18 protein-coding genes are annotated in these 20,179 nt (G+C 73.2%); 6 read left to right on the top strand and 12 right to left on the bottom strand.

What is annotated here, in order from left to right; all coding sequences use genetic code 11:
- Window positions 1-141 precede the first annotated feature (141 nt).
- Entirely contained in the window at window positions 142-1,449 is a 1,308-nt protein-coding gene (locus ACIOC1_RS21425; RefSeq protein ID WP_391049477.1) for an ROK family protein, read from the top strand.
- 93 nt (window positions 1,450-1,542) lie between these two features.
- A complete protein-coding gene (locus tag ACIOC1_RS21420) occupies window positions 1,543-2,367 on the top strand; it encodes an AIM24 family protein (protein ID WP_401856053.1) in 825 nt (274 codons plus the stop codon).
- A 50-nt stretch (window positions 2,368-2,417) separates the two neighbouring features.
- Here ACIOC1_RS21420 and aroA read toward each other — a convergent pair whose 3' ends face one another.
- The 3 genes from aroA to ACIOC1_RS21405 all read right to left on the bottom strand — a co-directional run bounded on the left by aroA (window position 2,418) and on the right by ACIOC1_RS21405 (window position 5,631).
- Window positions 2,418-3,653: a 3-phosphoshikimate 1-carboxyvinyltransferase gene (gene aroA / locus ACIOC1_RS21415; protein WP_401311627.1), complete on the bottom strand. Its 1,236-nt coding sequence runs from the start codon at window positions 3,651-3,653 to the stop codon at window positions 2,418-2,420.
- Window positions 3,654-3,751: 98 nt separating this feature from the next.
- Entirely contained in the window at window positions 3,752-4,951 is a 1,200-nt protein-coding gene (locus ACIOC1_RS21410) for a cytochrome P450 (RefSeq protein WP_401856051.1), read from the bottom strand.
- A 56-nt stretch (window positions 4,952-5,007) separates the two neighbouring features.
- Complete coding sequence (locus ACIOC1_RS21405) at window positions 5,008-5,631, bottom strand: bifunctional 4-hydroxy-2-oxoglutarate aldolase/2-dehydro-3-deoxy-phosphogluconate aldolase (protein ID WP_355339016.1); 624 nt, start codon at window positions 5,629-5,631, stop codon at window positions 5,008-5,010.
- A 407-nt stretch (window positions 5,632-6,038) separates the two neighbouring features.
- On the opposite strand from ACIOC1_RS21405, the gene ACIOC1_RS21400 reads away from it, so the two are divergent.
- Window positions 6,039-6,389, top strand: coding sequence for a hypothetical protein (locus tag ACIOC1_RS21400; protein WP_391163616.1), 351 nt, complete (start codon window positions 6,039-6,041; stop codon window positions 6,387-6,389).
- Here the strand turns inward: ACIOC1_RS21400 and ACIOC1_RS21395 are convergent.
- From ACIOC1_RS21395 to ACIOC1_RS21380, 4 genes are all read right to left on the bottom strand, one after another.
- A complete protein-coding gene (locus ACIOC1_RS21395) occupies window positions 6,361-7,179 on the bottom strand; it encodes an arylamine N-acetyltransferase (RefSeq protein ID WP_401856049.1) in 819 nt (272 codons plus the stop codon). The two genes, ACIOC1_RS21400 and ACIOC1_RS21395, sit on opposite strands and share 29 nt — an antisense overlap.
- 47 nt (window positions 7,180-7,226) lie before the next feature.
- A complete protein-coding gene (locus ACIOC1_RS21390) occupies window positions 7,227-8,126 on the bottom strand; it encodes an aminoglycoside phosphotransferase family protein (RefSeq protein ID WP_401856048.1) in 900 nt (299 codons plus the stop codon).
- 120 nt (window positions 8,127-8,246) lie between these two features.
- Window positions 8,247-9,794: a lysyl oxidase family protein gene (locus tag ACIOC1_RS21385; protein ID WP_401856047.1), complete on the bottom strand. Its 1,548-nt coding sequence runs from the start codon at window positions 9,792-9,794 to the stop codon at window positions 8,247-8,249.
- A gap of 181 nt (window positions 9,795-9,975) precedes the next feature.
- The gene (locus ACIOC1_RS21380) at window positions 9,976-10,521 is read right to left on the bottom strand and encodes a CchlQ (protein ID WP_188285437.1); all 546 of its coding nucleotides are present in this window, start codon (window positions 10,519-10,521) and stop codon (window positions 9,976-9,978) included.
- Window positions 10,522-10,709: 188 nt separating this feature from the next.
- On the opposite strand from ACIOC1_RS21380, the gene ACIOC1_RS21375 reads away from it, so the two are divergent.
- Window positions 10,710-11,843 carry a Rieske 2Fe-2S domain-containing protein gene (locus ACIOC1_RS21375; RefSeq protein WP_391163620.1) on the top strand — a complete coding sequence of 378 codons (1,134 nt, stop codon included), beginning with the start codon at window positions 10,710-10,712 and terminating at the stop codon, window positions 11,841-11,843.
- Here the strand turns inward: ACIOC1_RS21375 and iolD are convergent.
- The 5 genes from iolD to ACIOC1_RS21350 form a co-directional block, all read right to left on the bottom strand.
- Window positions 11,840-13,705, bottom strand: coding sequence for a 3D-(3,5/4)-trihydroxycyclohexane-1,2-dione acylhydrolase (decyclizing) (gene iolD / locus ACIOC1_RS21370; RefSeq protein ID WP_401856045.1), 1,866 nt, complete (start codon window positions 13,703-13,705; stop codon window positions 11,840-11,842). The two genes, ACIOC1_RS21375 and iolD, sit on opposite strands and share 4 nt — an antisense overlap.
- A complete protein-coding gene (gene iolB, locus ACIOC1_RS21365; RefSeq protein ID WP_401856044.1) occupies window positions 13,702-14,598 on the bottom strand; it encodes a 5-deoxy-glucuronate isomerase in 897 nt (298 codons plus the stop codon). The genes iolD and iolB overlap by 4 nt, the downstream gene beginning before the upstream one ends.
- The gene (gene iolC / locus ACIOC1_RS21360; protein WP_401856042.1) at window positions 14,595-15,578 is read right to left on the bottom strand and encodes a 5-dehydro-2-deoxygluconokinase; all 984 of its coding nucleotides are present in this window, start codon (window positions 15,576-15,578) and stop codon (window positions 14,595-14,597) included. The genes iolB and iolC overlap by 4 nt, the downstream gene beginning before the upstream one ends.
- Before the next feature lie 440 nt (window positions 15,579-16,018).
- Window positions 16,019-16,867, bottom strand: coding sequence for a TIM barrel protein (locus tag ACIOC1_RS21355; protein WP_355339040.1), 849 nt, complete (start codon window positions 16,865-16,867; stop codon window positions 16,019-16,021).
- A 60-nt stretch (window positions 16,868-16,927) separates the two neighbouring features.
- The gene (locus tag ACIOC1_RS21350; RefSeq protein ID WP_355339043.1) at window positions 16,928-17,968 is read right to left on the bottom strand and encodes a Gfo/Idh/MocA family oxidoreductase; all 1,041 of its coding nucleotides are present in this window, start codon (window positions 17,966-17,968) and stop codon (window positions 16,928-16,930) included.
- 131 nt (window positions 17,969-18,099) lie between these two features.
- On the opposite strand from ACIOC1_RS21350, the gene ACIOC1_RS21345 reads away from it, so the two are divergent.
- Together ACIOC1_RS21345 and ACIOC1_RS21340 are read left to right on the top strand one after the other, a co-directional pair.
- A complete protein-coding gene (locus ACIOC1_RS21345) occupies window positions 18,100-18,933 on the top strand; it encodes a UTRA domain-containing protein (protein ID WP_391049502.1) in 834 nt (277 codons plus the stop codon).
- 217 nt (window positions 18,934-19,150) lie between these two features.
- Window positions 19,151-20,158 carry a substrate-binding domain-containing protein gene (locus ACIOC1_RS21340; protein WP_391049589.1) on the top strand — a complete coding sequence of 336 codons (1,008 nt, stop codon included), beginning with the start codon at window positions 19,151-19,153 and terminating at the stop codon, window positions 20,156-20,158.
- The last annotated feature ends 21 nt before the right edge of the window (window positions 20,159-20,179 follow it).

The following is a 20,179-nucleotide window of genomic DNA, read 5'->3' as shown; positions in this document are numbered from 1 at the left end:
CCCTCTCAGAGGTGGGTTCGCTTCAGGAAGTGAACAGCGCCTGTGCCTTAATTCAGGCCGTGATTTAACTTGTGAGAAAAGGTGGCGTCAAGACCCTGTGCAGCGATAGATTCACGCCGGACGAGACGGGAGGGCGACAAAGTGGCTGAACGCGGCAAGCGAACAGTGCGTGACCTGCGGCGGGGCAACCGTGCATCGCTTCTGCGTCATTTGTATTTCGAGGGACCCCTCAGCCGCCAGGAGTTGGGCCGGGACACCGGCCTCAGCGCCGGGTCGATCAGCAACGTCGTCGGCGAGCTGATCGCCGACGGCATGGTCGAGGAGGCGGGTGCCGTCGAGTCCGACGGCGGCCGGCCGCGCATCCTGCTCCAGGTCTCCGCCGGATACGGATACGTGGTCGGCGTGGACGTCGGCGAGACCCGCGTCAGGGTCGAGCTGTTCGACCTCGCGCTGACCGAACGGGCCGCGGCCGACCTGCCGTTGTCCGACAGCGGCCACGACGTCGACCACGTCGTACGGCTCGCGCTCGAAGGCATCGAGTCCGTGGTCCGCGAGGCCGGGATCGACGACAGCGAGGTGCTCGGCGTCGGCATCGGCGTCCCCGGCATCGTCGAGCAGGGCGACAACGCGCCCGGCGAGGGCGACGGCGTCGTCGTGCACGGCCAGACCATCGGCTGGGAAGCCGTCCCCTTCGGCCGCCTGCTGCGCGCCGGGACCGCCCTTCCGCTCTACATCGACAACGGTGCCAAGACCCTCGGCCAGGCCGAGATGTGGTTCGGCGGCGGACGCGGCTCCGGCAACGTCGTCATCGCCCTCATCGGCTCCGGCGTCGGCGCGGCCGTGGTCGCCGACGGCACCCCGTACCGCGGCGCGAGCAGCAGCGCGGGGGAGTGGGGCCACACCACGCTGCGGGTCGGCGGGCGCACCTGCCGCTGCGGCTCACGCGGCTGCCTGGAGGCGTACGTCGGCGCCGAGGCACTGCTCGGCCGCTGGCCGTCGGCGCCCACGGGGGTCAGCGAGGAGACCGGCCTGGCCGCGCTCATCGCCGCCGCCGACCACGACCCCGAGGCCGGGGGACTGCTCGCCGAGGCCGCCGAATACCTCGGCGCCGGGATCGCCGACCTGATCAACCTCTTCAACCCGCAGCGCATCGTCATCGGCGGCTGGGCGGGACTGCTGCTCGGCCCCCGGCTGCTGCCCACCGTCCGCGAGGTCGCCGCCGCGTACTCCCTGCACCACCCCTGCGCGCAGACCTCCATCGAACTGGGCAGGCTCGGCGCCGACGCGGTCACCGTGGGCGCCGCGACACTGCCGCTGGCCCGTTTCCTCGACGCGGGCGGCGAGCGGACCGTACGGCTGCCCGCGCAGCCCGCAGGGCCCGACGGCGGCGGCCCGGCACTCGGCGGTCCGGGTCCGGCGCGGAACCGGATCGCGCGGGCGATACGTTGACGGTGAGGCTGGTGGTGTGCCGCGCCGGGGCTACGCTCGGGCCGGCGGCCACCCGCCCGCCGCACCTTGGCCCGTCGTCCTAGGAGTACCGCTGTGACCCTCCAGCAGCAGATCGTCGGCAACGCCATGCAGATGGCCGTCTGCACCCTCAGCCCGGGCCAGACGGTGTACTGCGAGGCGGGGAAGTTCCTGTTCAAGACGGCCAACGTCGCGATGGAGACGCGGCTGGGCGGCCCCGGCTCGGGCGGTTCAGGCGCAGGTTCCGGGTCCGGCTCCGGCGGCTCCGGTGTGGGCGGCATGCTCCGGCAGGCCATGGGCACCGCCATGCAGGTCGGCCAGCGCGCCCTGGCCGGGGAGTCGCTGGCCTTCCAGTACTTCACCGCCTCGGGCGGCGAGGGCACCGTCGGCTTCGCCGGTGTGCTCCCCGGCGAGATGCGCGCCCTCGAACTGACCGGCTCACGCGCCTGGTTCGCGGAGAAGGACGCCTTCGTCGCCGCCGAGTCCACCGTCCAGTTCGGCATCGCCTTCGCGGGCGGACGCCAGGGCATGAGCGGCGGCGAGGGCTTCGTCCTGGAGAAGTTCACCGGCACCGGCACCGTGATCATCGCGGGCGCGGGCAACTTCATCGACCTCAACCCCGCCGAGTTCGGCGGCCGGATCGAGGTCGACACCGGCTGCATCGTCGCCTTCGAGGAGGGCATCCAGTACGGCGTCCAGCGCATCGGCGGCCTCAACCGCCAGGGCGTCATGAACGCCGTCTTCGGCGGCGAGGGCCTGTCCCTGGCCACCCTCGAAGGCAACGGCCGGGTCATCCTCCAGTCCATGACGATCGAAGGACTCGCCAACGCCCTCAAGAAGTCCCAGGGCGGCGACAAGCAGGGGCCCACCGGAGGTCTGTTCTCCACGCACGCGGGCTGACCCCGGCCGCCGCCGTTCCGGCCGGGGCGGGGTCCGGCACGGAGTGTCGGTCACACGCCCCAGTCGGCGCGCACCGAGGCGAAGAAGGAGTGGAAGTCGGGGAAGGTCTTCTTGACGCAGCCCGGCTCGTCGAAGGTGGTGCCCGGCGTGCGCAGCCCGGCGACCGCGAAGCTCATCGCGATGCGGTGGTCCCCGTGGCAGGCGATCTCGACCGGCGCGGGGGTCCCCGGCGCGATCTCGATCCAGTCGCGTCCCGTGGTGACCGTGATGCCCTGGCGCCGCAGATTCTCCGCGCACGCCTCCAGCCGGTCGCACTCCTTGACGCGGGTGTTGTACACGTCCTCGATACGGACCGGCCCGTCGGCGAAGGGCGCGATGGCCGCGAGCGTCGGCATCGTGTCCGAGATGTCCCGCATGTTGACGGTGAGACCGCTCAGGCGGCCCGTGCCGGTGACGGTGGTGGCGTCCGGGCCGATCTCGACGTCGGCGCCCATCCGCCGCAGGACGTCCACGAAGCGCAGGTCGCCCTGGAGGGCGTCGGCGCCGAGCCCCGGCACGGTCGCGGTGCGGCCGGACAGCGCGGCGGCGGCGAAGAAGTAGCTGGCCGTGGAGGCGTCGGGCTCGATCGGGTAGTCGACGGCGCGGTAGCCGCCCGGCGGCACCACGAAGGTCGCGCCCTCGCGCGCCACCTCGACGCCGAAGCGCCGCATCATCGCCAGCGTGATCTCCACATAGGGCGCGGAGACCAGGTCCGTGACGTGGATCCGCAGCCCCTCGGCCATCAGCGGCCCCGCGAGCAGCAGCGCCGTCAGGAACTGCGACGACAGCCCCGCGTCCAGGTCGATCGCCCCGCCCTTGAGACCGTCCGCGACCACCGTCAGCGGCAGATGCCCCTCGGCCTCCTCGTGCGTCAGGTCCACGCCCAGCGAGCGCAGCGCCGTCGTGAGCGGCGCGACCGGGCGGCGGCGCATCTGCGCGGACGCGTCGAAGCGGTACGTGCCGTGGCCCGCGGCGGCCAGCGCGGGCAGGAAGCGGGCGGCGGTGGCGGCGTCACGGCAGTACACGTCGGCCTCCGGCACGGCGGGCCCCGACGGGCGGCCGGTGATCCGCCACGCCTGCGGATCGCGCTCGACGCGGTACCCGAGCCGGGTCAGGCCCTCCGCGAACCCGTCGGTGTCGTCCGACAGCAGCGGCCGGCGCAGCACAGTGGTGCCCTCGGCGGCGGCGGCGAGAAAGAGCGCCCGGGCGGTCACCGACTTGGAACCGGGGACGGCGACGACTGACACGGGGTGCCTCCTGGCAGGTAAGGGGCGCGCGCGTACGGCTCGGCCGCCGCCGTGATTCTAGAGCCTGCCCCCGCACGGGCCCTGGCCGGGGAGAGCGGTCAGAAGGTCACCGGGAGGCGGTGCACACCGCGGATGAGGAGGCCGGGGCGCCAGGTCAGGGCGGCCGGGTCGGCGGCGAGCGCCAGGCCGGGGCAGCGGTCGAGCAGGGTCCTGACGGCGATCCGGCCTTCGAGCCGGGCCAGCGGCGCGCCGAGGCAGTAGTGGATGCCGTGGCCGAAGGCGAGGTGCCCCTGCGGGGAGCGGCGGATGTCGAACGTGTCGGGCGCCGGATAGCGGCCGGGGTCGCGGTCGGCGGACGCGAGGGCGATCAGGACGGAGTCGCCCGAGGGGACGCGTACGCCGCCGATCTCCAGGGTCTCGCGGGCGAACCGCCATGTCGTGGTCTCCACCGGACCGTCGTAGCGCAGCATCTCCTCGACGGCGCCGTCGAGCAGTCCGGGGTCGGCGCGCAGGGCGGCGAGCTGGTCGGGGTGCCGGAGCAGGGCGAGGACGCCGTTGGCGATGAGGTTGACGGTCGTCTCGTGCCCGGCGACCAGCAGCAGGAAGGCCATGCCCACCAGTTCGTCGGACGAGAGCCGGTCGCCGTCCTCGTACCGCGTACGGATCAGCGCGCTCAGCAGGTCGTCGCGCGGCGCGGCGCACCGCTTGTCCTCGATCAGCTCGACCAGGTACTCCGACATGGCCTGGACCGCGTCGGCCTCGGCCTCGGGGCCGGTGGGGCCGACGATCTCGTTGGACCAGCCGCGGAACGCCTCGCGGTCCAGGTCGGGCACGCCGAGCAGTTCGCAGATGACGGTCATCGGCAGCGGGAAGGCGAGGGCGTCGACGAGGTCGGCGCTCCCGCCGGGCAGCATCGCCTCGACGAGGTCGTCGGTGATCGCCTGGACGCGCGGGCGCAGCGCCTCGACGCGGCGCGGGGTGAACTCCCGTGACACCAGCTTGCGCAGCCGGGTGTGCCGGGGCGGGTCGGCGTCCAGCATGTGGCTGGCGAAGCCGCCCGAGACGTCGCCGTCGGGCAGCAGCGACTGCCAGTTCTTGCTCAGCCGGCTGTCGGCGAGCGCGGCGCGCGCCTCGTCGTGCCCGACGACCAGCCACATCGCGCCGGTGTCCGCCGTCCGGACGTGGTGGACGGGGCCGCGCTCGCGCAGCCGCGCGTAGACGGGGTACGGGTCGGCGGTGAAGTCCTCGCCGTACGCGCGGGCGTAGACATGCAGATCCACCGTCTCCGGTGTGCTCACAGCTCCCCCTCGGGTCCGCGTCCCCCACGGACCAGCCTAACCAGGGGACACGGCGTTCAGACGGTGTCCGCCAGCCGTTCCAGGAGCTCGGTCAGCCGTTTCGTCACGGTCTCGCGGTCGCCCGACGTCAGCGCCGAGCCCATGCCGACCGCGACGGCGCCCGACGCGACCCACGAGGGCGCGTCGGCCACGGTGATGCCGCCGCAGGGCAGCAGGGCCGCCTGCGGCATGATCGCCAGCACGTCGGTGACCCACGCGGGGGTGAACGAGGTGGCCGGATAGAGCGTCAGCGCGTCCGCGCCCAGCTCCATCGCCCGCACCACCTCGCCGGGCGTGGCGACCCCGGGGAACACCGGTACGCCGTACCGGTGGCCGGTCTTCAGCACGTCCTCGTCCAGGCTCGGCGACAGCAGGAACCGCGCGCCCGCGTCGATCGCCATCCGCGCCGACACCGCGTCCAGTACGGTCCCCGCGCCGATCACCGCGTCGTCCCCGACCTCGCGCACCAGCGTCGTCACCGCCTCCAGCGCGAAGGGCGTCGTCAGCGAGATCTCCAGCGTCGTCAGCCCCGCGGACAGCAGCGTGTCCGCCGTCGCCGCCGCCTGGTCGTAACTCTCGCTACGGATCGTGGCGAACACCCGCTGCGCCAGTGCGGCTCGCGTGGTTTCCCAGCGGTACACGGCGTATCGCCGTCCTTCCTGAGGCTGCGGGCTGCTGCGCGGGCGCACCGAAGCGCGCGGGCGCGAACGGACCGTGCGCCGGTGGGGCGGTGCACGCGATCAGCACGGTACCGGCAGCCGCCTCGCCTTTCGCCGGGGGTGGGGGCAGCTGTCACCGCAACGTGACATGAGAGGAGCATGAGACCTGCGGTAAGCCTGCCCCCTGTTCCGCCCCGCACCCATCCTTCAGGGCGGGGCGCTGGCGGGTTCGTTGCCGTGGGCGGTGAGCTGATCTTTTCAGGGGCGCGGGGAACGCACCTTCCTGTGTCCCAGATGGCGGCGGCTCGCCGGGGGGAACGGTTTTGCGGGGAGAGGACGGCGCCAGCCGTAGCTTCGGGGGCGGAGAAGCCGACCTTGGGAGGGGCCGCATGCGCACGCGTACCGCCGCCGTCGCCGTGACGACGGGCCTGCTCGCGGCAGCGACGTGTCTGCCGGACGGAAGCGCCGCAGCCGCGACCGGCAGATTCTCGTACACGTTCATGACGCGGCAGGGGCCGCTGACCAGTGTGCTGACCGACCCGCCGAGCGGGCAGTGCCTCGTGCTGCCGGAGGTGATCGGGCCGAGGGCGTACGGGGCGGCGTACGCGCCGTGGAACGAGACGGGGGAGACGGTGCGGGTCTATACGGGGGCGGACTGCACCGGGGGGTACGCGACGCTGCGCCCGCACAGCCGGCGCGCCCCGGAGCAGGTCACGCTGCGGGCGGTGTGGGTGGGGTGACGGCGGGCTCGCGGGGGAGGTCGAGCGAGAAGTGGGTGCGGTAGGCGGCGAGCACGGCCTCGGCGTCGGGGAGTTCGCGCTCCTGGCGCGTGCCGGAGGCGGTGAGGACGAGGGTGCGCCCGCTGAGCGTGGCGCGCCCCTCGGGGGTGAGGCGGGAGCAGATGAGGGACGTGCGGAAGTGCGAGACGGGCGAGGTGCGCTGCCACCAGCAGGTGGCCTCGAAGTCCGCCAGCAGCCGGGGCCGCCGCTCCAGCAGATACTGCGGCTCACCGTCGCGCACGACGACAAGATCCCCCGAGCCCGAGTGGGCGTCGGCGTCGGCGTCGGCGTCCGCGATCCGGAACACCCCTCCCGGATCGCCCTGTTCACCCCGCTCGGCGTAGCGCAGCGGAAAGTGACTGTGGCGGCCGAAGCCGACATCGGCCAGCCACGTCTCGCCGTCCGCCGTCCGTACCCGCAGCGCGAGATGGTCGTACGGCGGCCCGACGCGGCCGTCCTTCCCGTACACCCGCGCGGCCAGCAGCTCCACCCCGTAGCCGAGCGAGCGCAGCAGCGCGCCGAAGGCGCCGTTCAACTCGTAGCAGAATCCGCCCCGTCGGTCCGTGACGACCTTCTCGAAGAGCGCGGGCTCGGTGAGCACGATGTCCTGGCCGAGGTGGATCGACAGGTTCTCGAAGGGGACGGCGAGCTGGTGCCGCAGGTGCAGTTCGCGCAGCCCCGCCGCGTCGGGGACGGCGGGCCGTTCGGCCCCGATGCGCTGGAGGTAGGCGTCGGCCTGCGAGGAGTCCATGCGCTCCTTTATACGTCCGCGCGCCCCGGCATCGGTGATCCCGGCCCTCAGACGAGCAGGTCCGCCAGGACATCCGTGGCCCGCACCACCCAGTCCGGATCACCATGCCGCCGCCCCCACACGGCGGCCGTCACCGCGCGGTACTGCGCCCAGCGGCGGGCCCGTTCGCGGTCGATCCCGGCCGCGTCGGCGAAGACCGCGACGCGGCGCAGCAGGGCCGCCTTGAGGTCGGGCGCGGCCAGCAGGTCCTCGTAGCGGCCGCGCAGCAGCGTGGCCGTGTCGTACGCCGGGTCGCCGACGTACCCCTTGGGGTCGATGGCCAGCCACGGCTCGCGTGCGGAGGCCAGCACATTGGTGAAGTGCAGGTCGCCGTGGACGAGGGTGTCCGGCTGGTCGGGGCCCAGCTCCGCGAGGGTGGCGAGCGCGGCGTCGACGGTACGGGCGGGCAGCGGCTGCGCCAACTCGGCGTGGTCCGCGCGCAGTTCGGTCGCCCAGGGCTCCGCCTGGTCGCGCAGCCTGGGCAGTTGGGCGGGCGCGGGCACGGCCAGCCGCCGCGCCAGGGCGCCCGCGAGGGCCACCGCCTCGTCCACGTCGGGGACTTCGGCGAGCGAGCGCGGCTCGGCCCGCTCCAGCAGCATCGCGAACCGCGCGTCGTCGCGCGCGTACAGCCGGACGGCGCCGCGCCCGCGCCACACGGCGAAGGCGTCCGGCTCGTGGACGTTCCCGGGGTGCGGGAAGGAGACCTTGAGGACGGCGGACCGGCCCTCGCCGTCGCGTACGGGCAGCACCACGCCGACCTGCCCGTGGACGACGGCCGCCTCCGGTACGCAGTCCCAGCGCTGGAGCAGTTCGTCGACGAGCGTCGGCAGCCCGGCGATCCACTCGCGGCCCCGGTCCGCCTCCCGCGCCACCGTGCCGCGCGCGAAGTCCTCGGGAATCTCGACCATCACGTCACCCTAGCCCGCGGCCCGCGCGCGAAGGACGCGAAGAGCGCGAAGGACGCGGAAGAGGGGCCCGGCCGCGAGGAGGGGAGGCGGCCGGACCCCGGACGGTCAACGCGCCCTGGATCAGGGCGCGTTGACCAGCTCGTACGCGGGCACCTTGACCGTGCGGTGCCCCGGCGTGCCGCCCAGGATCACCTTGCGCAGCGCCACGTTGTTGCCGTAACTGCTCTCCTTGAGCCGGTGGTCGGGGTTGGCGATCACCTGGATGTAGTACGTGCCGTTCGCCAGCTTGCTGATGTCGAAGGACTGGCCCGGGCGGTACTGCGAATACGTGTCGCCGTTGCCGACGTCCAGCACCTCGCGCACCGACAGCGCGCTGTGCTCACCGCAGGCGGTCGCCAGATCGGTGTTGTTCGGGTGCCAGTTGGCGTTCTTCACCGTGTAGTCGATGGCGTCGGTGTTGGCCAGGCAGAAGGCTTCCTTGCCGCTGCGGACGATCAGCTTCTTGTCGGAGCTCAGCAGCCGGTAGCTGGCGAAGTCCGAGAAGTGCCAGTGCTGGTGGCCGACGCGCGGGTCCCACTCCATGGTGCCGGTGGGCGTGTAGCCGACCTGCTTGCCCTTGGCGTCGTAGAAGTACTGGTAGGCGTCCATCTTCTCCTTGCCAGGAGTGCGGAAGCCGTCCACGACCAGCGGCGCCGGGCCCGCGTCCCACACGGTGGCGCTGAAGGCCAGGTAGTCGGTGCCGGTGGCCGGGGTGTCGCCATCACCGCCGTCGCTGCCGTCGGTGATCGCGATGCCGTACGCGGGCAGCGCCCGCAGGTCCGGCTTCGGCACGTTGGACGGCACGCCCGCGGCGCCCGTCGGCCGGTGCGCGGCGGCCCTGAGCGTGCCCGGCGCGGAGCCCGCGCGCGGCTGTCCGCCCGGCAGCGCGGCCGACATCCGCGACCGCGCCGCGCCCGACCCGTCCTGCACGGTCCGCACGGTCACCTTCACCGTCGGCTGGTCGTTCGGAATCCCGAACACGTCCCGGTACTTCTTCGCCACGGAGATCTTCGCGGTGTACGTGCCGGCCTTCAGGTCGACCCCGCCGTCCGGGCCGATGCCCTGCGAGGCCGCCGCGGCCCAGCCCTTCTGGACGCCCCACACCGAGCCGAGCGTGAACGGGTTGTCGGAGCAGCCGTCCGGGTACGGCGAGGTGGCCGGGGCGTCCGGACGGATGCGGCCCGACGCGGAGTTCGGGCAGAAGGTGTCGCTGGTGCTCGCGACCTTCACGCCCTTGCTGTCGGTGATGGTCACCTGGAGGAAGCCCGGCAGCCCGGCGAAGTCCTTGACCAGCCCGGCGGGCAGCTTCTTCGTGACCGTCTTCGAGCCGCCGCGCGTCACCTGCGCGACGACCACCGGGTCCTTGTACGACTTACGGGTCACGCGGAGTTCGAACGGCGCCTTGTCGGCGGTGAGGTACGCGCCGAGGTCCAGGTAGACGCCGGTGTCGCCGTCGTAGCGGTCAGCGGTGACCGAGGTGGAGGCGGCCACCAGCTTCAGCTTGGGGGTCACGGGCGTCGCCGCTCCGGCGCCGGGTGCGGCGCCGACGCCGCCCGCGACCACGGCGAAAGCCGCCGCGGCCACGAGAGCCGAGCGCCTGAGACGTCGGCTGCCTTGGGTATGCGTCATCGAATTCCTCGCGTCCAGGTGCGGTTGGGTCTACCTGCGAACAGGGACGCGAGCGCGCACAGGTTGCCGCGCGGGCGAAAGAACGCCAATTTCTGTCCTGATAATGCCTTTACGGCATGTCGGGTGTACGCGGGCCGCGCCGTGTGCCCGTTCCGGAATCAGCTCGCGCCGAGCGGGGTCATCAGCTCGCGCCGAGCGCGGCCCGGCAGATCGGGCACCGGTCCTTGCCGTCCCACTCGGACCAGCCGAAAGCCTCCGGTGAAAGGGAAAGACCTTCCAACTCCCTGCGCACGGCCACCCGGTAGGTCCACACCGCGCCGAGATAGGGGTGATAGACGTCGTGGAAGGCGACGGACGTCGAAGCGGCCCCCGCCGCGACCGCCCGCTGAACGGCGCGCAAGTGCTCGAACATCGCCTGGCCCGCGCCCGCGACGGCGGTGGAGGCGTCGATGAAGAGCCGCTCGCGCGCCTCGTAGATCCCGGCGTCGTCGAGCGCGGCGCGCGACGCGGCGTCCACGTCCGGCTCCGCGCCCGGGTTCTGGGCGATCCGGCGCAGGCCCGCGTGGCAGACCCCGGTGGCGCTGATGAAGTCGATGTAGACCGCCCGGCGCCGCGCGTCGGTGCCCCGGCCGTCCTCGTGGCGGCGGCGCAAATGGTCGGCGAGCACGGTGCCGGAAATGGCGATGCCACCGCCGCTGAGCGTCGCGACGAGCGTTCCCCAGTCCACATCTGCCCCCAGTGATGTTCCGCGCCGCCGGTCCCCGTGCCGGGCCCGGCGGAATTCCGCCGCCGGTCCCGGAGATGATCACGACATCGGCACCGGAAATCTACGTGTGGACGCGGACTTGACCAAGTCATGACGATTTGGTGAGGCCGCCACGCGAACGTACTGACCGGTACGTTCGTATTTCTGGTATGACGCTCCCGCAGACGAAGCCCCCATTGCGCAAATACCGCGACGTGGCACCGGAGGAGGACGTCCCCACCACCCGCACGACCGGACTCGACCCGGACTTCTGGTATCCGCTCGCCCGGTCCCGCGACCTCAAGAGCGGCAAGACGCTGGCCGTGAAGTACGCCGGGACGGAGATCGTCCTGGTCCGGCCGGAGAAGGGCGCGCCGTACGCCCTGGAGGACCGCTGCGCCCACCGCCAGGTCCCGCTGAGCATGGGCGTGGTGAAGGACGAGCGGCTGCTCTGCGGCTACCACTGCTGGACATACGACCGCACGGGCGCGTGCGTGAACATCCCCTATCTGGACCGGAAGCGGAAACTGCCCAACGGCGTGCGCAGTTACGCGTGCCGCGAGGCGTACGGATTCGTCTTCGTCTTCCCCGGCGATCAGGAACTGGCCGAGGTCACGCCGATGCCGGAACTGCCCTCGTACGCCGACCGCCGGTACAAGACGCGCGTGCTCGACCGGGACATCGCCTGCCACTACTCGTTCATGCACGAGAACCTGATGGACATGAACCACCAGTTCCTGCACCGCAGTCTGATGGGCCGGATCCGGGCCAAGCTGCTGGACGTCCGCGAGGGCGAGGACTGGCTGGAGGCCGACTACTCCTTCTCGCGCACCGAGGGCAAGCAGTCCCTCGGCGAGCGCCTGATCATCGGCAGCGGCAACGACGACAAGTACGCGGACCTGATGACGATCCGCACCGGCTACCCGTACCAGACGCTGCGGTACTGGACCGACGGCAAGCGCGAGGAGCCCCCGGCCCTCGACCTGTGGAACGCCTACATGCCCACCGACCAGGCCCAGCACCACAATCACACCTACGGCCTGATCATGATCCAAAAGCCCCCGGTTCCCGGCGTGATCCACCTGCTGTGGCCGGTCATCACGCTCTTCACCGAGGGCATCTTCGGCCAGGACCGCGTCATCGTCGAGGCGGAGCAGCGCGCCTACGAGAGCCAGGGCGCCGACCTCAACAACGAGGTCTTCCCGATCATCCAGTCCCTCAAGTCGCTGCTCGCCCGCAAGGGCGTGCCGATCCCGCCCGCCGCATGCGGCGGCCCGGCCCAGGGCCCCGCGGACAGGCCCTAAAGACGGGGCCGGGTCCCGGGCGCCGGGCGCGCCCGGTCGTACGCCTCGCGGGCGGCCCGCGTGGCCGGGCGGTCCGACACCTCGGCGACCGGGACGTCCCACCACGCCTCGGCGCCGGGTCCGGGCCGCGCGGGGTCGGTCTCGACGTACACGGCCGTCGCCCGGGGCGACTCGCGGGCGGCGGCCAGCGCGGCGCGCAACTCCTTGGCCGTACGGGCGGTGAAGACCTCGAGGCCGAGGCTGGCGGCGTTGGCCGCGAGGTCCACCGGCAGCGGCTCGCCCGCGAAGGACCCGTCAGGGGCGCGGAACCGGTAGGCGGTGCCGAAGCGTTCGGCGCCGACCTGCTCGGACAGGCCCCCGATGGAGGCGTATCCGTGGTTCTGGACGATCACCACATTGATCGGGACGCCCTCCTGGACGGCGGTCACGACCTCGGTCGGCAGCATCAAGTACGTGCCGTCGCCCACGAGCGCGAACACCTCGCGGTCGGGCGCCGCCAGCTTCACGCCGATCGCGGCCGGGATCTCGTACCCCATGCAGGAGAAGCCGTACTCGACGTGGTACTGCCCCACGTCCCGCGCCCGCCACAGTTTGTGCAGGTCACCCGGGAGGGAACCGGCCGCGTTGACCACCACGTCCCGGTCGTGCAGCACCGCGTCCAGTGCCCCGACGACCTCGCTCTGCGACGGCGGTCCCTCGCCGCCGCCGTCACCGAAGGCAGCGTCCGTACGGGCGCGCCAGTCGGCCAGCGCCCGGCGCGCTTCGGGGGTCCGCCCCGGCGCCTGATGGCCCGTCAACTCGGCGGCCAGGGCGGCGATTCCGGCCCGAGCGTCGCCGACGAGCGCCAGTCCGGCCATCTTGTGGCCGTCGAAAGAGGCGATGTTGAGACTGACGAAGCGCGTGTCGGGCGCGAAGAGCGCACCGGACGCCGTGGTGAAGTCCGTCCACCGGGTGCCGACGCCGAGCACCACGTCGGCCTCCCGCGCCGCCGCGTCGGCGGGCGCCGTACCGGTGTGCCCGATGCCGCCGAGCGCCTGCGGATGGTCCCACCGCAGCGCGCCCTTGCCTCCTTGCGTCTCGGCCACCGGAATGCCGGTCGCCGCCGCCAACTCGGCCAGCGCGGGCGCCGCTTCGGAGATCCGCACCCCGCCGCCCGCGACGATCAGCGGCCGACGCGCGCCGCGCAGCAGGGCGGCGGCCTCCGCCACCGCGTCCGCGTCCGGCACGGGCCGCCGCACCTGCCAGACCCGCTCGCGGAACAGCTCGTCCGGCCAGTCGTACGCCTCCGCCTGCACGTCCTGCGGCAGCGCCAGCGTCACCGCGCCCGTGTCGACGGGGTCGGTCAGCACCCGCATCGCCTGGAGCAGCGAGGCGGGCAGCATCTCGGGCCGCCAGATCCGGTCGAACCAGCGCGACACCGGCCGCAGCGCGTCATTGACGGTGATGTCGTACGCCCAGGGCACTTCGAGCTGCTGGAGCACCGGGTCGGCGGGGCGGGTCGCGAAGACGTCACCGGGGAGCAGCAGCACCGGCACCCGGTTGATCGTCGCGAGCGCCGCGCCCGTGACGAGATTGGTCGCGCCGGGACCGATCGACGTCGTGCACGCCATCGCCGAGAGCCCGTGCCGGGTCCTGGCGTAGCCGACGGCCGCGTGCACCATCGCCTGCTCGTTGCGCCCCTGGTGGTACGGCATCGCCTCGGGCCCGGCCGCCAGCAGCGCCTGGCCGACGCCCGCGACATTGCCGTGTCCGAAGATGCCCCACATCCCGGCCACCGACCGGTGGCGCACGCCGTCCCGCTCGGTGAACTGGACGGACAGGAACCGGACGAGGGCCTGTGCGACGGTGAGTCTGACGCTCATTCGGTGCCGCCCTCCTGCTTCGTGACCGGCGGCGCGTACAACGGCAGCCGGGGGTCGGGGAGTTGGTCCGCCCATGACGCGCGGACCCACGCGTGTGCCGGGTCGTCGCTGATCAGCCAGGCCCGTTCGGCGCCCGGGCCCGCCATCACGTTCAGGTAGTACATGTCGTAGCCGGGGACCGCCATGCTTGGGCCGTGCCAGCCGTCGGGGATCAACACCGCGTCGCCGGTGCGGACTTCGGCGAGGACGTCGGTGGCACCTGCGGGGGAGGGGTAGACGCGCTGGTAGCCCAGCGCGGCCGGGCCGCCGCCGAACTCGTAGTAGTAGATCTCTTCGAGGACCGACTCGTGCGGGCCCGCCTCGTCGTGCTTGTGCGGCGGGAACGACGACCAGTTGCCGCCCGGTGTCAGCACCTCCACCGCGATCAGCCGGTCGCAGGCGAAGACGCCCGCCGCCGCGAAGTTGTTGACCTGGCGGCTCGCGCCGCCCGCCCCGCGCAGCTCGACCGGCACCGCGGAGGCCGGGCCGTACCGCGCGGGCAGCCGCCGCTCGCAGCGCGCCCCCGCCAGCGCCAGGCGGCTGCCGCCGGGGCTGACGACGGTGACCTCCGCGTCGCGCGGCACATACGCGAAGTCGCTGACGCCGCTGAACACGCTGACCCGGCCGCGCAGTTCGAAGGCGGCCTCGGTGCCGTCGGCCTGCGTCACCGTCACCGCGCAGCCGCCCGCCAGCGGCAGCACGATCCACTCGCTGTCCCCGGCCGCGAAGCGGCGCAGGGCGCCCGGCGCCAGGGTCAGGGTCCGCAGGGACGAGTACGACCATCCCGCGACGGCCGGATCCACCCACAGGTCGAAGCCGTCCTTTTCCGCGGTGCCCGCGGCCAGATGGGTCACTGGGGCTCAACTCCTTCGGCGGGCGCGGCGCGCGTGCCGGGTGTGGCGGGCGCGGTGGGTGGCGCGAGCACGGTGGGTGGCGCGGGCTCGCGCAGCAGCTCGTCGATCTCCCGGCGGGTCGGCATCGCGTCGGCGCACGCCAGGCGGGAGGCGACCAGGGCACCGGCCGCGTTGGCCGCCCGGAGCACGTCGGGCAGCGGCTCCCCGGACAGCAGGCCCGCGCACAGGGCTCCACCGAAGGCGTCACCGGCCCCGAGGCCGTTGACGGCCTTCACCGGGACCGGCGGCACCGAGTGCTGCTCGCGGGCGGTTCTGCCCAGCACTCCGGCCGGGCCCTGCTTGACGACCGCCGTCCGCACGCCGCGCCGCAGCAGCAGCCCGGCCGCCGTCTCCGGGTCGCGGCTGCCGACCGCGATCTCCGTCTCGTCCAGATTGCCGACGGCCACCGTCGCGTACGCCAGCGCGCGGGCGTACAGCGCGGGGGCCTGCGCCGGGTCCTCCCAGAAGCCGGGGCGCCAGTCCAGGTCGAACCACACCTCGCCGCCCTCGCGGGCGTCAAGCGCCGCGAAGACGGTCGAGCGCGTCGGTTCCACCGCCAGGGCCGAGCCGGTGATCCACAGGGCCCGCGCCGTCCTGACCGCCGCGCGGTCCAGCGTGTCCGGTTCGAGGCACTGGTCGGGCGCGACCGGGCGCCGGTAGAAGTAGATCGGGAAGTCGTCGGGCGGGAACAACTCGCAGAACACGACGGGGGTTTGCACCCCGGGCACGGTCGTGACCAGCTTGTCGTCCACGCCGAAGCCTTTGAGCGCCGTGCGGACGTACGTGCCGAACGGGTCGTCACCCACGCCCGTCAGCACGGCCGTTCGCAGCCCGAGGCGGGCCGCTGCCACCGCCACGTTTCCGGCCGTCCCGCCGAGCGATTTCGCGAACGTCCGCACCTCCGCGAGCCCCACCCCGCTCTGCTCGGGATAAAGGTCCACCCCCACCCGCCCCAACGTCACCACGTCATACGCCCCGCCCTCAGGAGGGTTCTCTCCCGCGCCCGCCCGCCCATGTGTCCTCAATCGCCGGACGGGCTCCGAGAGCTGGGGCGTAGAGGGCGCCGGGTCTGGCTGGGCGGGTTGGGGCGTAGAGGGCGCCGGGTCTGGCTGGGCGGGTTGGGGCTGAGAGGGCGCCGGGTCTGGCTGCGGGGGTTGGGAGGGAGGGGGAGCGGGACGCGACTGAGGGGGGTCGGGGGGAGACGCGGTGTGGCTCGGCTGCGGGGGCTGGGATCGGGATGCGGCGGGGCGCGACTGAGCGGGGTGGGGTGGGGCGTTGCCGGCGGCGGGCGGCCGGTGGGGGCGGGTCACGTCGGCCTGGGTCGCGCGCCCGCTTGCGCGCGCATTGTTCGCAAGGGGCTGGCTCTTGTCGGTGGGGGGTGTCATTGGTGGGTGAGCCAGTGGAGGGAGGCGCGGATGGCGGGGAGGGGGCCTTGGCCGGGGGGTGGGGGGGCGGTCAGGACGGTGTCCTGCTCCATGACGTACCAGCCGGGGTAGCCGGCGGATTCGAGGTGGGTGATGAGGGCGCTGAGGTCGAGGCCGCCCTGGCCGAGGGGGCGGTAGAGGCCCTGCTGGACGGCGGAGGTGTAGGTGGTGCGGCCGTCCCGGACGGCGTCGGCGGCGGCGGGGTCGACGTCCTTGAGGTGGACGTGCGTGACGCGGGAGGCGGCCCGGCGCGCCAGGGCCACCGGGTCGGTGCCGCCGATGAGGAGGTGCCCGGTGTCGAGGCAGAGCCCGATCCGACTGCCGTCGAGGACGCGGTCGACCTCGGCGGGCCCTTCGACGACGGTGCCGACATGGGGGTGGAGGGCGGCGGTGACGCCGAGCGAGGCGGCGAGGTCGGTGACGGCGTCGAGCCGGTCCAGCAGGGTGCGCCAGCCGTCGGCCGACACGGCGGGACGTTCGTCGTAGCCGTCGAGCCCGGTGGCCGCGGCCAGGACGAGCGTGCGGGCGCCCGCGGCGGTGAAACGGTCGAGGTCGGCCCGGATGTCCGGCAGCGGATCGTGGCCGGGATCGTGCAGCACGGCGGGCACGAAGCCGCCGACCGCGGTGACGCCGCGGGCGGCCAGCAGCGGCCCCGGCAGAAAGCCGTCGGGCCCGAACTCACTGGCGGTGATGCCCAGTTCCGTCATCTCCGCCAGCACCCGTTCGGGCGTCAGCTGGTGCCCCCAGCCGGGCACTTCGCACACACCCCAGGAAATCGGCGCCCCCGCGATCCGCTCCCGCTTCATGCCGTCACCACCTCCGGTGTCCCGTGGACCCGCCCCGCGGGCGCCGCCGTCCTGCCCGGCTCATGCCACCACTCCGCTCACGTCGCCCTCACGTACGCGCATGCCCACGTCGGCGACCGTCACCGGACGTCTCTCGCGGCGCGAGACCTCGCACGCCTCGGCGACGAGCAGCGCGCGCAACGCCTCCCGACCCTCGCAGGGATTCGGCTCCAGGCCGCGTACGACGCGCAGGAAGGCGGCCAGTTCGGCCCGGTAGGCGGCGGCGAAACGGTCGAGGAAGCCGGGCCAGGGCGCCGTGGGCAGGGCCGCGACCGCGACCGGCTCCATCGAGCGCAAGGGCGTCCGCGGGCCGACGCCCACCGCGATCTGGTCGTCGGTCCCGGCCAGCTCCATCCGGACGTCGTACCCCGCGCCGTGGTAGCGGGTCGCCGTCGCCGTCGCGAGGACACCGCCCTCCAGGGTGAGCAGCGCCGCCGCGGTGTCGGCGTCGCCCGCCGCGCGGAAGAAGTCGTCGCCGCCGTTGGCGCCCGCCGCGTACACCTCGGTGATCTCCCGGCCGGTGACCCAGCGCAGCACGTCGAAGTCGTGGATGAGGCAGTCGCGGTAGAGGCCGCCGGAGAGCGGGACGTACGCGGCCGGCGGCGGCGCCGGGTCAGAGGTGACGGTGCGCACGGTGTGCAGCCGGCCCACCCTGCCCGCCCGTACGGCCTCGCGCGCCGCGCGGTACCCGGCGTCGAAGCGCCGCTGGAAGCCGATCTGGAGCACGGCGCCCGCGGCCTCGACGGCGTCGAGCGCGGCCACCGTACCGGCGAGGTCGAGCGCCACCGGCTTCTCGCAGAAGGCGGGGACACCGGCGCGGGCGGCGCGGGTGATCAGCGCGGCGTGCGACGCGGTGGCGGAGGCGATGACGACGGCGTCCGGCGCGCTGTCGAAGAGCGCGTCCACCGAAAGGGCCGCGCGCCCGCCGACCGACGCGGCGACCTGCCGGGCGCGTACCGCCTCGGTGTCGGCGACCGTCACCTCGTCGACGTCCTCGTGGGCGGCCAGCGTGGCGGCGTGGAAGGAGCCGATCCGCCCGGCGCCGATGAGTCCGATCCGCATAGCTGCTACTTGCCCCTTCACCGCGGGAGACGTGCGCGCTGTCCCAACCTCCCGCGCCGCCCGCCCCCTGTCAACGCTTTGTCCGGACATAAGGACTTCCGGTGATCATGGGTGGCCGATACGCTCCCTCCGTGCCCAAGCAGGAGCCCACGCACGCACCCCCGCACGAACCAGGCCGCGAAGCCGTGCCGCCCGGCCGTGGGCGCCCGCAGGCCCGGCCCGTCCACCGCGATCTGCGGCTGGCCGTCGACCGCGCCAGCCCCGTACCGCTCTACTTCCAGCTCGCCCGGCAGCTCGAAGCCGCCATAGAAGAGGGCGCGCTCGCCCCCGGCAGCCTGCTCGGCAACGAGATAGAGCTGGCCGCGCGGCTCGGCCTGTCCCGGCCGACCGTCCGGCAGGCCATCCAGTCGCTGGTCGACAAGGGCCTGTTGGTGCGCCGCCGGGGCGTCGGCACCCAGGTGGTGCACAGCCATGTCGCCCGCCCGCTGGAACTGAGCAGCCTGTACGACGACCTGCTCGCCGCGGGCCGGCACCCGAGCACCCGGGTGCTCGCGAACGCCCGCGGGCCCGCGCCCGCCGCGGTCGCCGCCGCCCTGGGCCTGCCGGAGTCCTGCCAGGTCGCCGTCGTGCACCGGCTGCGCCTCACCCACGGCGAGCCGATGGCGTACCTGTGCAACTACCTCCCCTGCGACCTGCTGGAACCGGCCACCGGCGAGCTGGAGACCAACGGTCTGTACGCGCTGATGCGGCACCACGGCATCACCCTGCACAGCGCGGAGCAGACCGTGGGGGCCCGCGCGGCCACGGCCGAGGAGAGCCGGCTGCTGGCCGAGCCGCCGGGCGCGGCGCTGCTGACGATGCAGCGCACCACGTACGACGACCGGGGCCGCGCGATCGAGTTCGGCTCCCATCTGTACCGGGCCTCGCGCTACACCTTCGAGTTCCGGCTGCTGGTCAGAGCCTGAGGCAGGACCGGTGCGAAGACGCCCGCCGACCGCGTACGGACCCCCTCGCCGACTCCGGGAAGGCACCCTCTACCGCACCCCCGCCAACCCGCCGCACCGGCCCGCCGGGCATCGCGCCGTACCCCTTGACGGATACTTGGGCCGCCGGGATGGTCGCTCGCAACACTCTCATCCCGGCAGTAACAGGAACCGCAGGGAAAGGCAGGGCCTCGTGGCGATGGCAAGGGCGGGAACACGGGTGGTGGGCGTGCTGACGGCGGCGGTGCTCGGCGCGGTCTGCCTGGCCGGGTGCAGCAGCACCGGCGGCAAGCGCGCGGAGGACCGGGCCAAGCAGGCCGCGGCCAACGGCTCCGCCGTCAACACCCCGCACTGGACCTTCGCGATGGTCACCCACTCCGGCGCGGGCGACACCTTCTGGGACATCGTCCAGAGCGGCGCCAAGCAGGCCGCCGACAAGGACAACATCAAGTTCCTCTACTCCAACAGCGACCAGGCCAACGAGCAGTCGCAGCTCGTCCAGGCCGCCATCGACCAGCACGTGGACGGGCTGATCGTCACGCTCGCCAAGCCCGACGCGATGAAGGCCGTCGTGCTCAAGGCGGAGAAGGCCGGTATCCCGGTCATCACGATCAACTCCGGCTCGCAGGAGTCCAAGGAATTCGGCACGCTCGGCCACATCGGCCAGGACGAGACCATCGCGGGCCGCGCGGTCGGCGACGAGCTGAACAAGCGCGGCAGGAAGCACGCCCTGTGCGTGCTCCACGAGCAGGGCAACGTCGGCCACGAGCAGCGCTGCGCGGGCGCCAAGGCCACCTTCTCCGGGACGATGGACAACCTCTACGTCGACGGCACGAACATGCCCGACGTGCAGTCCGCCGTCCAGGCCAAGCTCCAGGCCGACAAGAGCATCGACTCCGTCGTCACCCTCGGCGCGCCCTTCGCGGCCACCGCGGTCAAGGCCAAGGACCAGGCGGGCTCCTCCGCCGAGGTCGACACCTTCGACCTGAACGCGCAGGTCGCCGCCTCCCTCAAGGCGGGCACCATCGGCTTCGCCGTCGACCAGCAGCCGTACCTCCAGGGCTACGAGGCGATCGACCTGCTGTGGCTGTACCGCTACAACGGCGACACCCTCGGCGGCGGCCAGCCCGTCCTGACCGGGCCGCAGATCGTCACCAAGGACGACGCGGAAGCCCTGCTGTCGTACACCAAGCGGGGCACCCGTTGAGCGGGCAGAGCACGCGCACCC

It is taken from the genome of Streptomyces sp. NPDC088197 (assembly GCF_044741185.1).
Taxonomy (GTDB): domain Bacteria; phylum Actinomycetota; class Actinomycetes; order Streptomycetales; family Streptomycetaceae; genus Actinacidiphila.
This window is presented reverse-complemented; position numbering and strand designations above follow the sequence as displayed.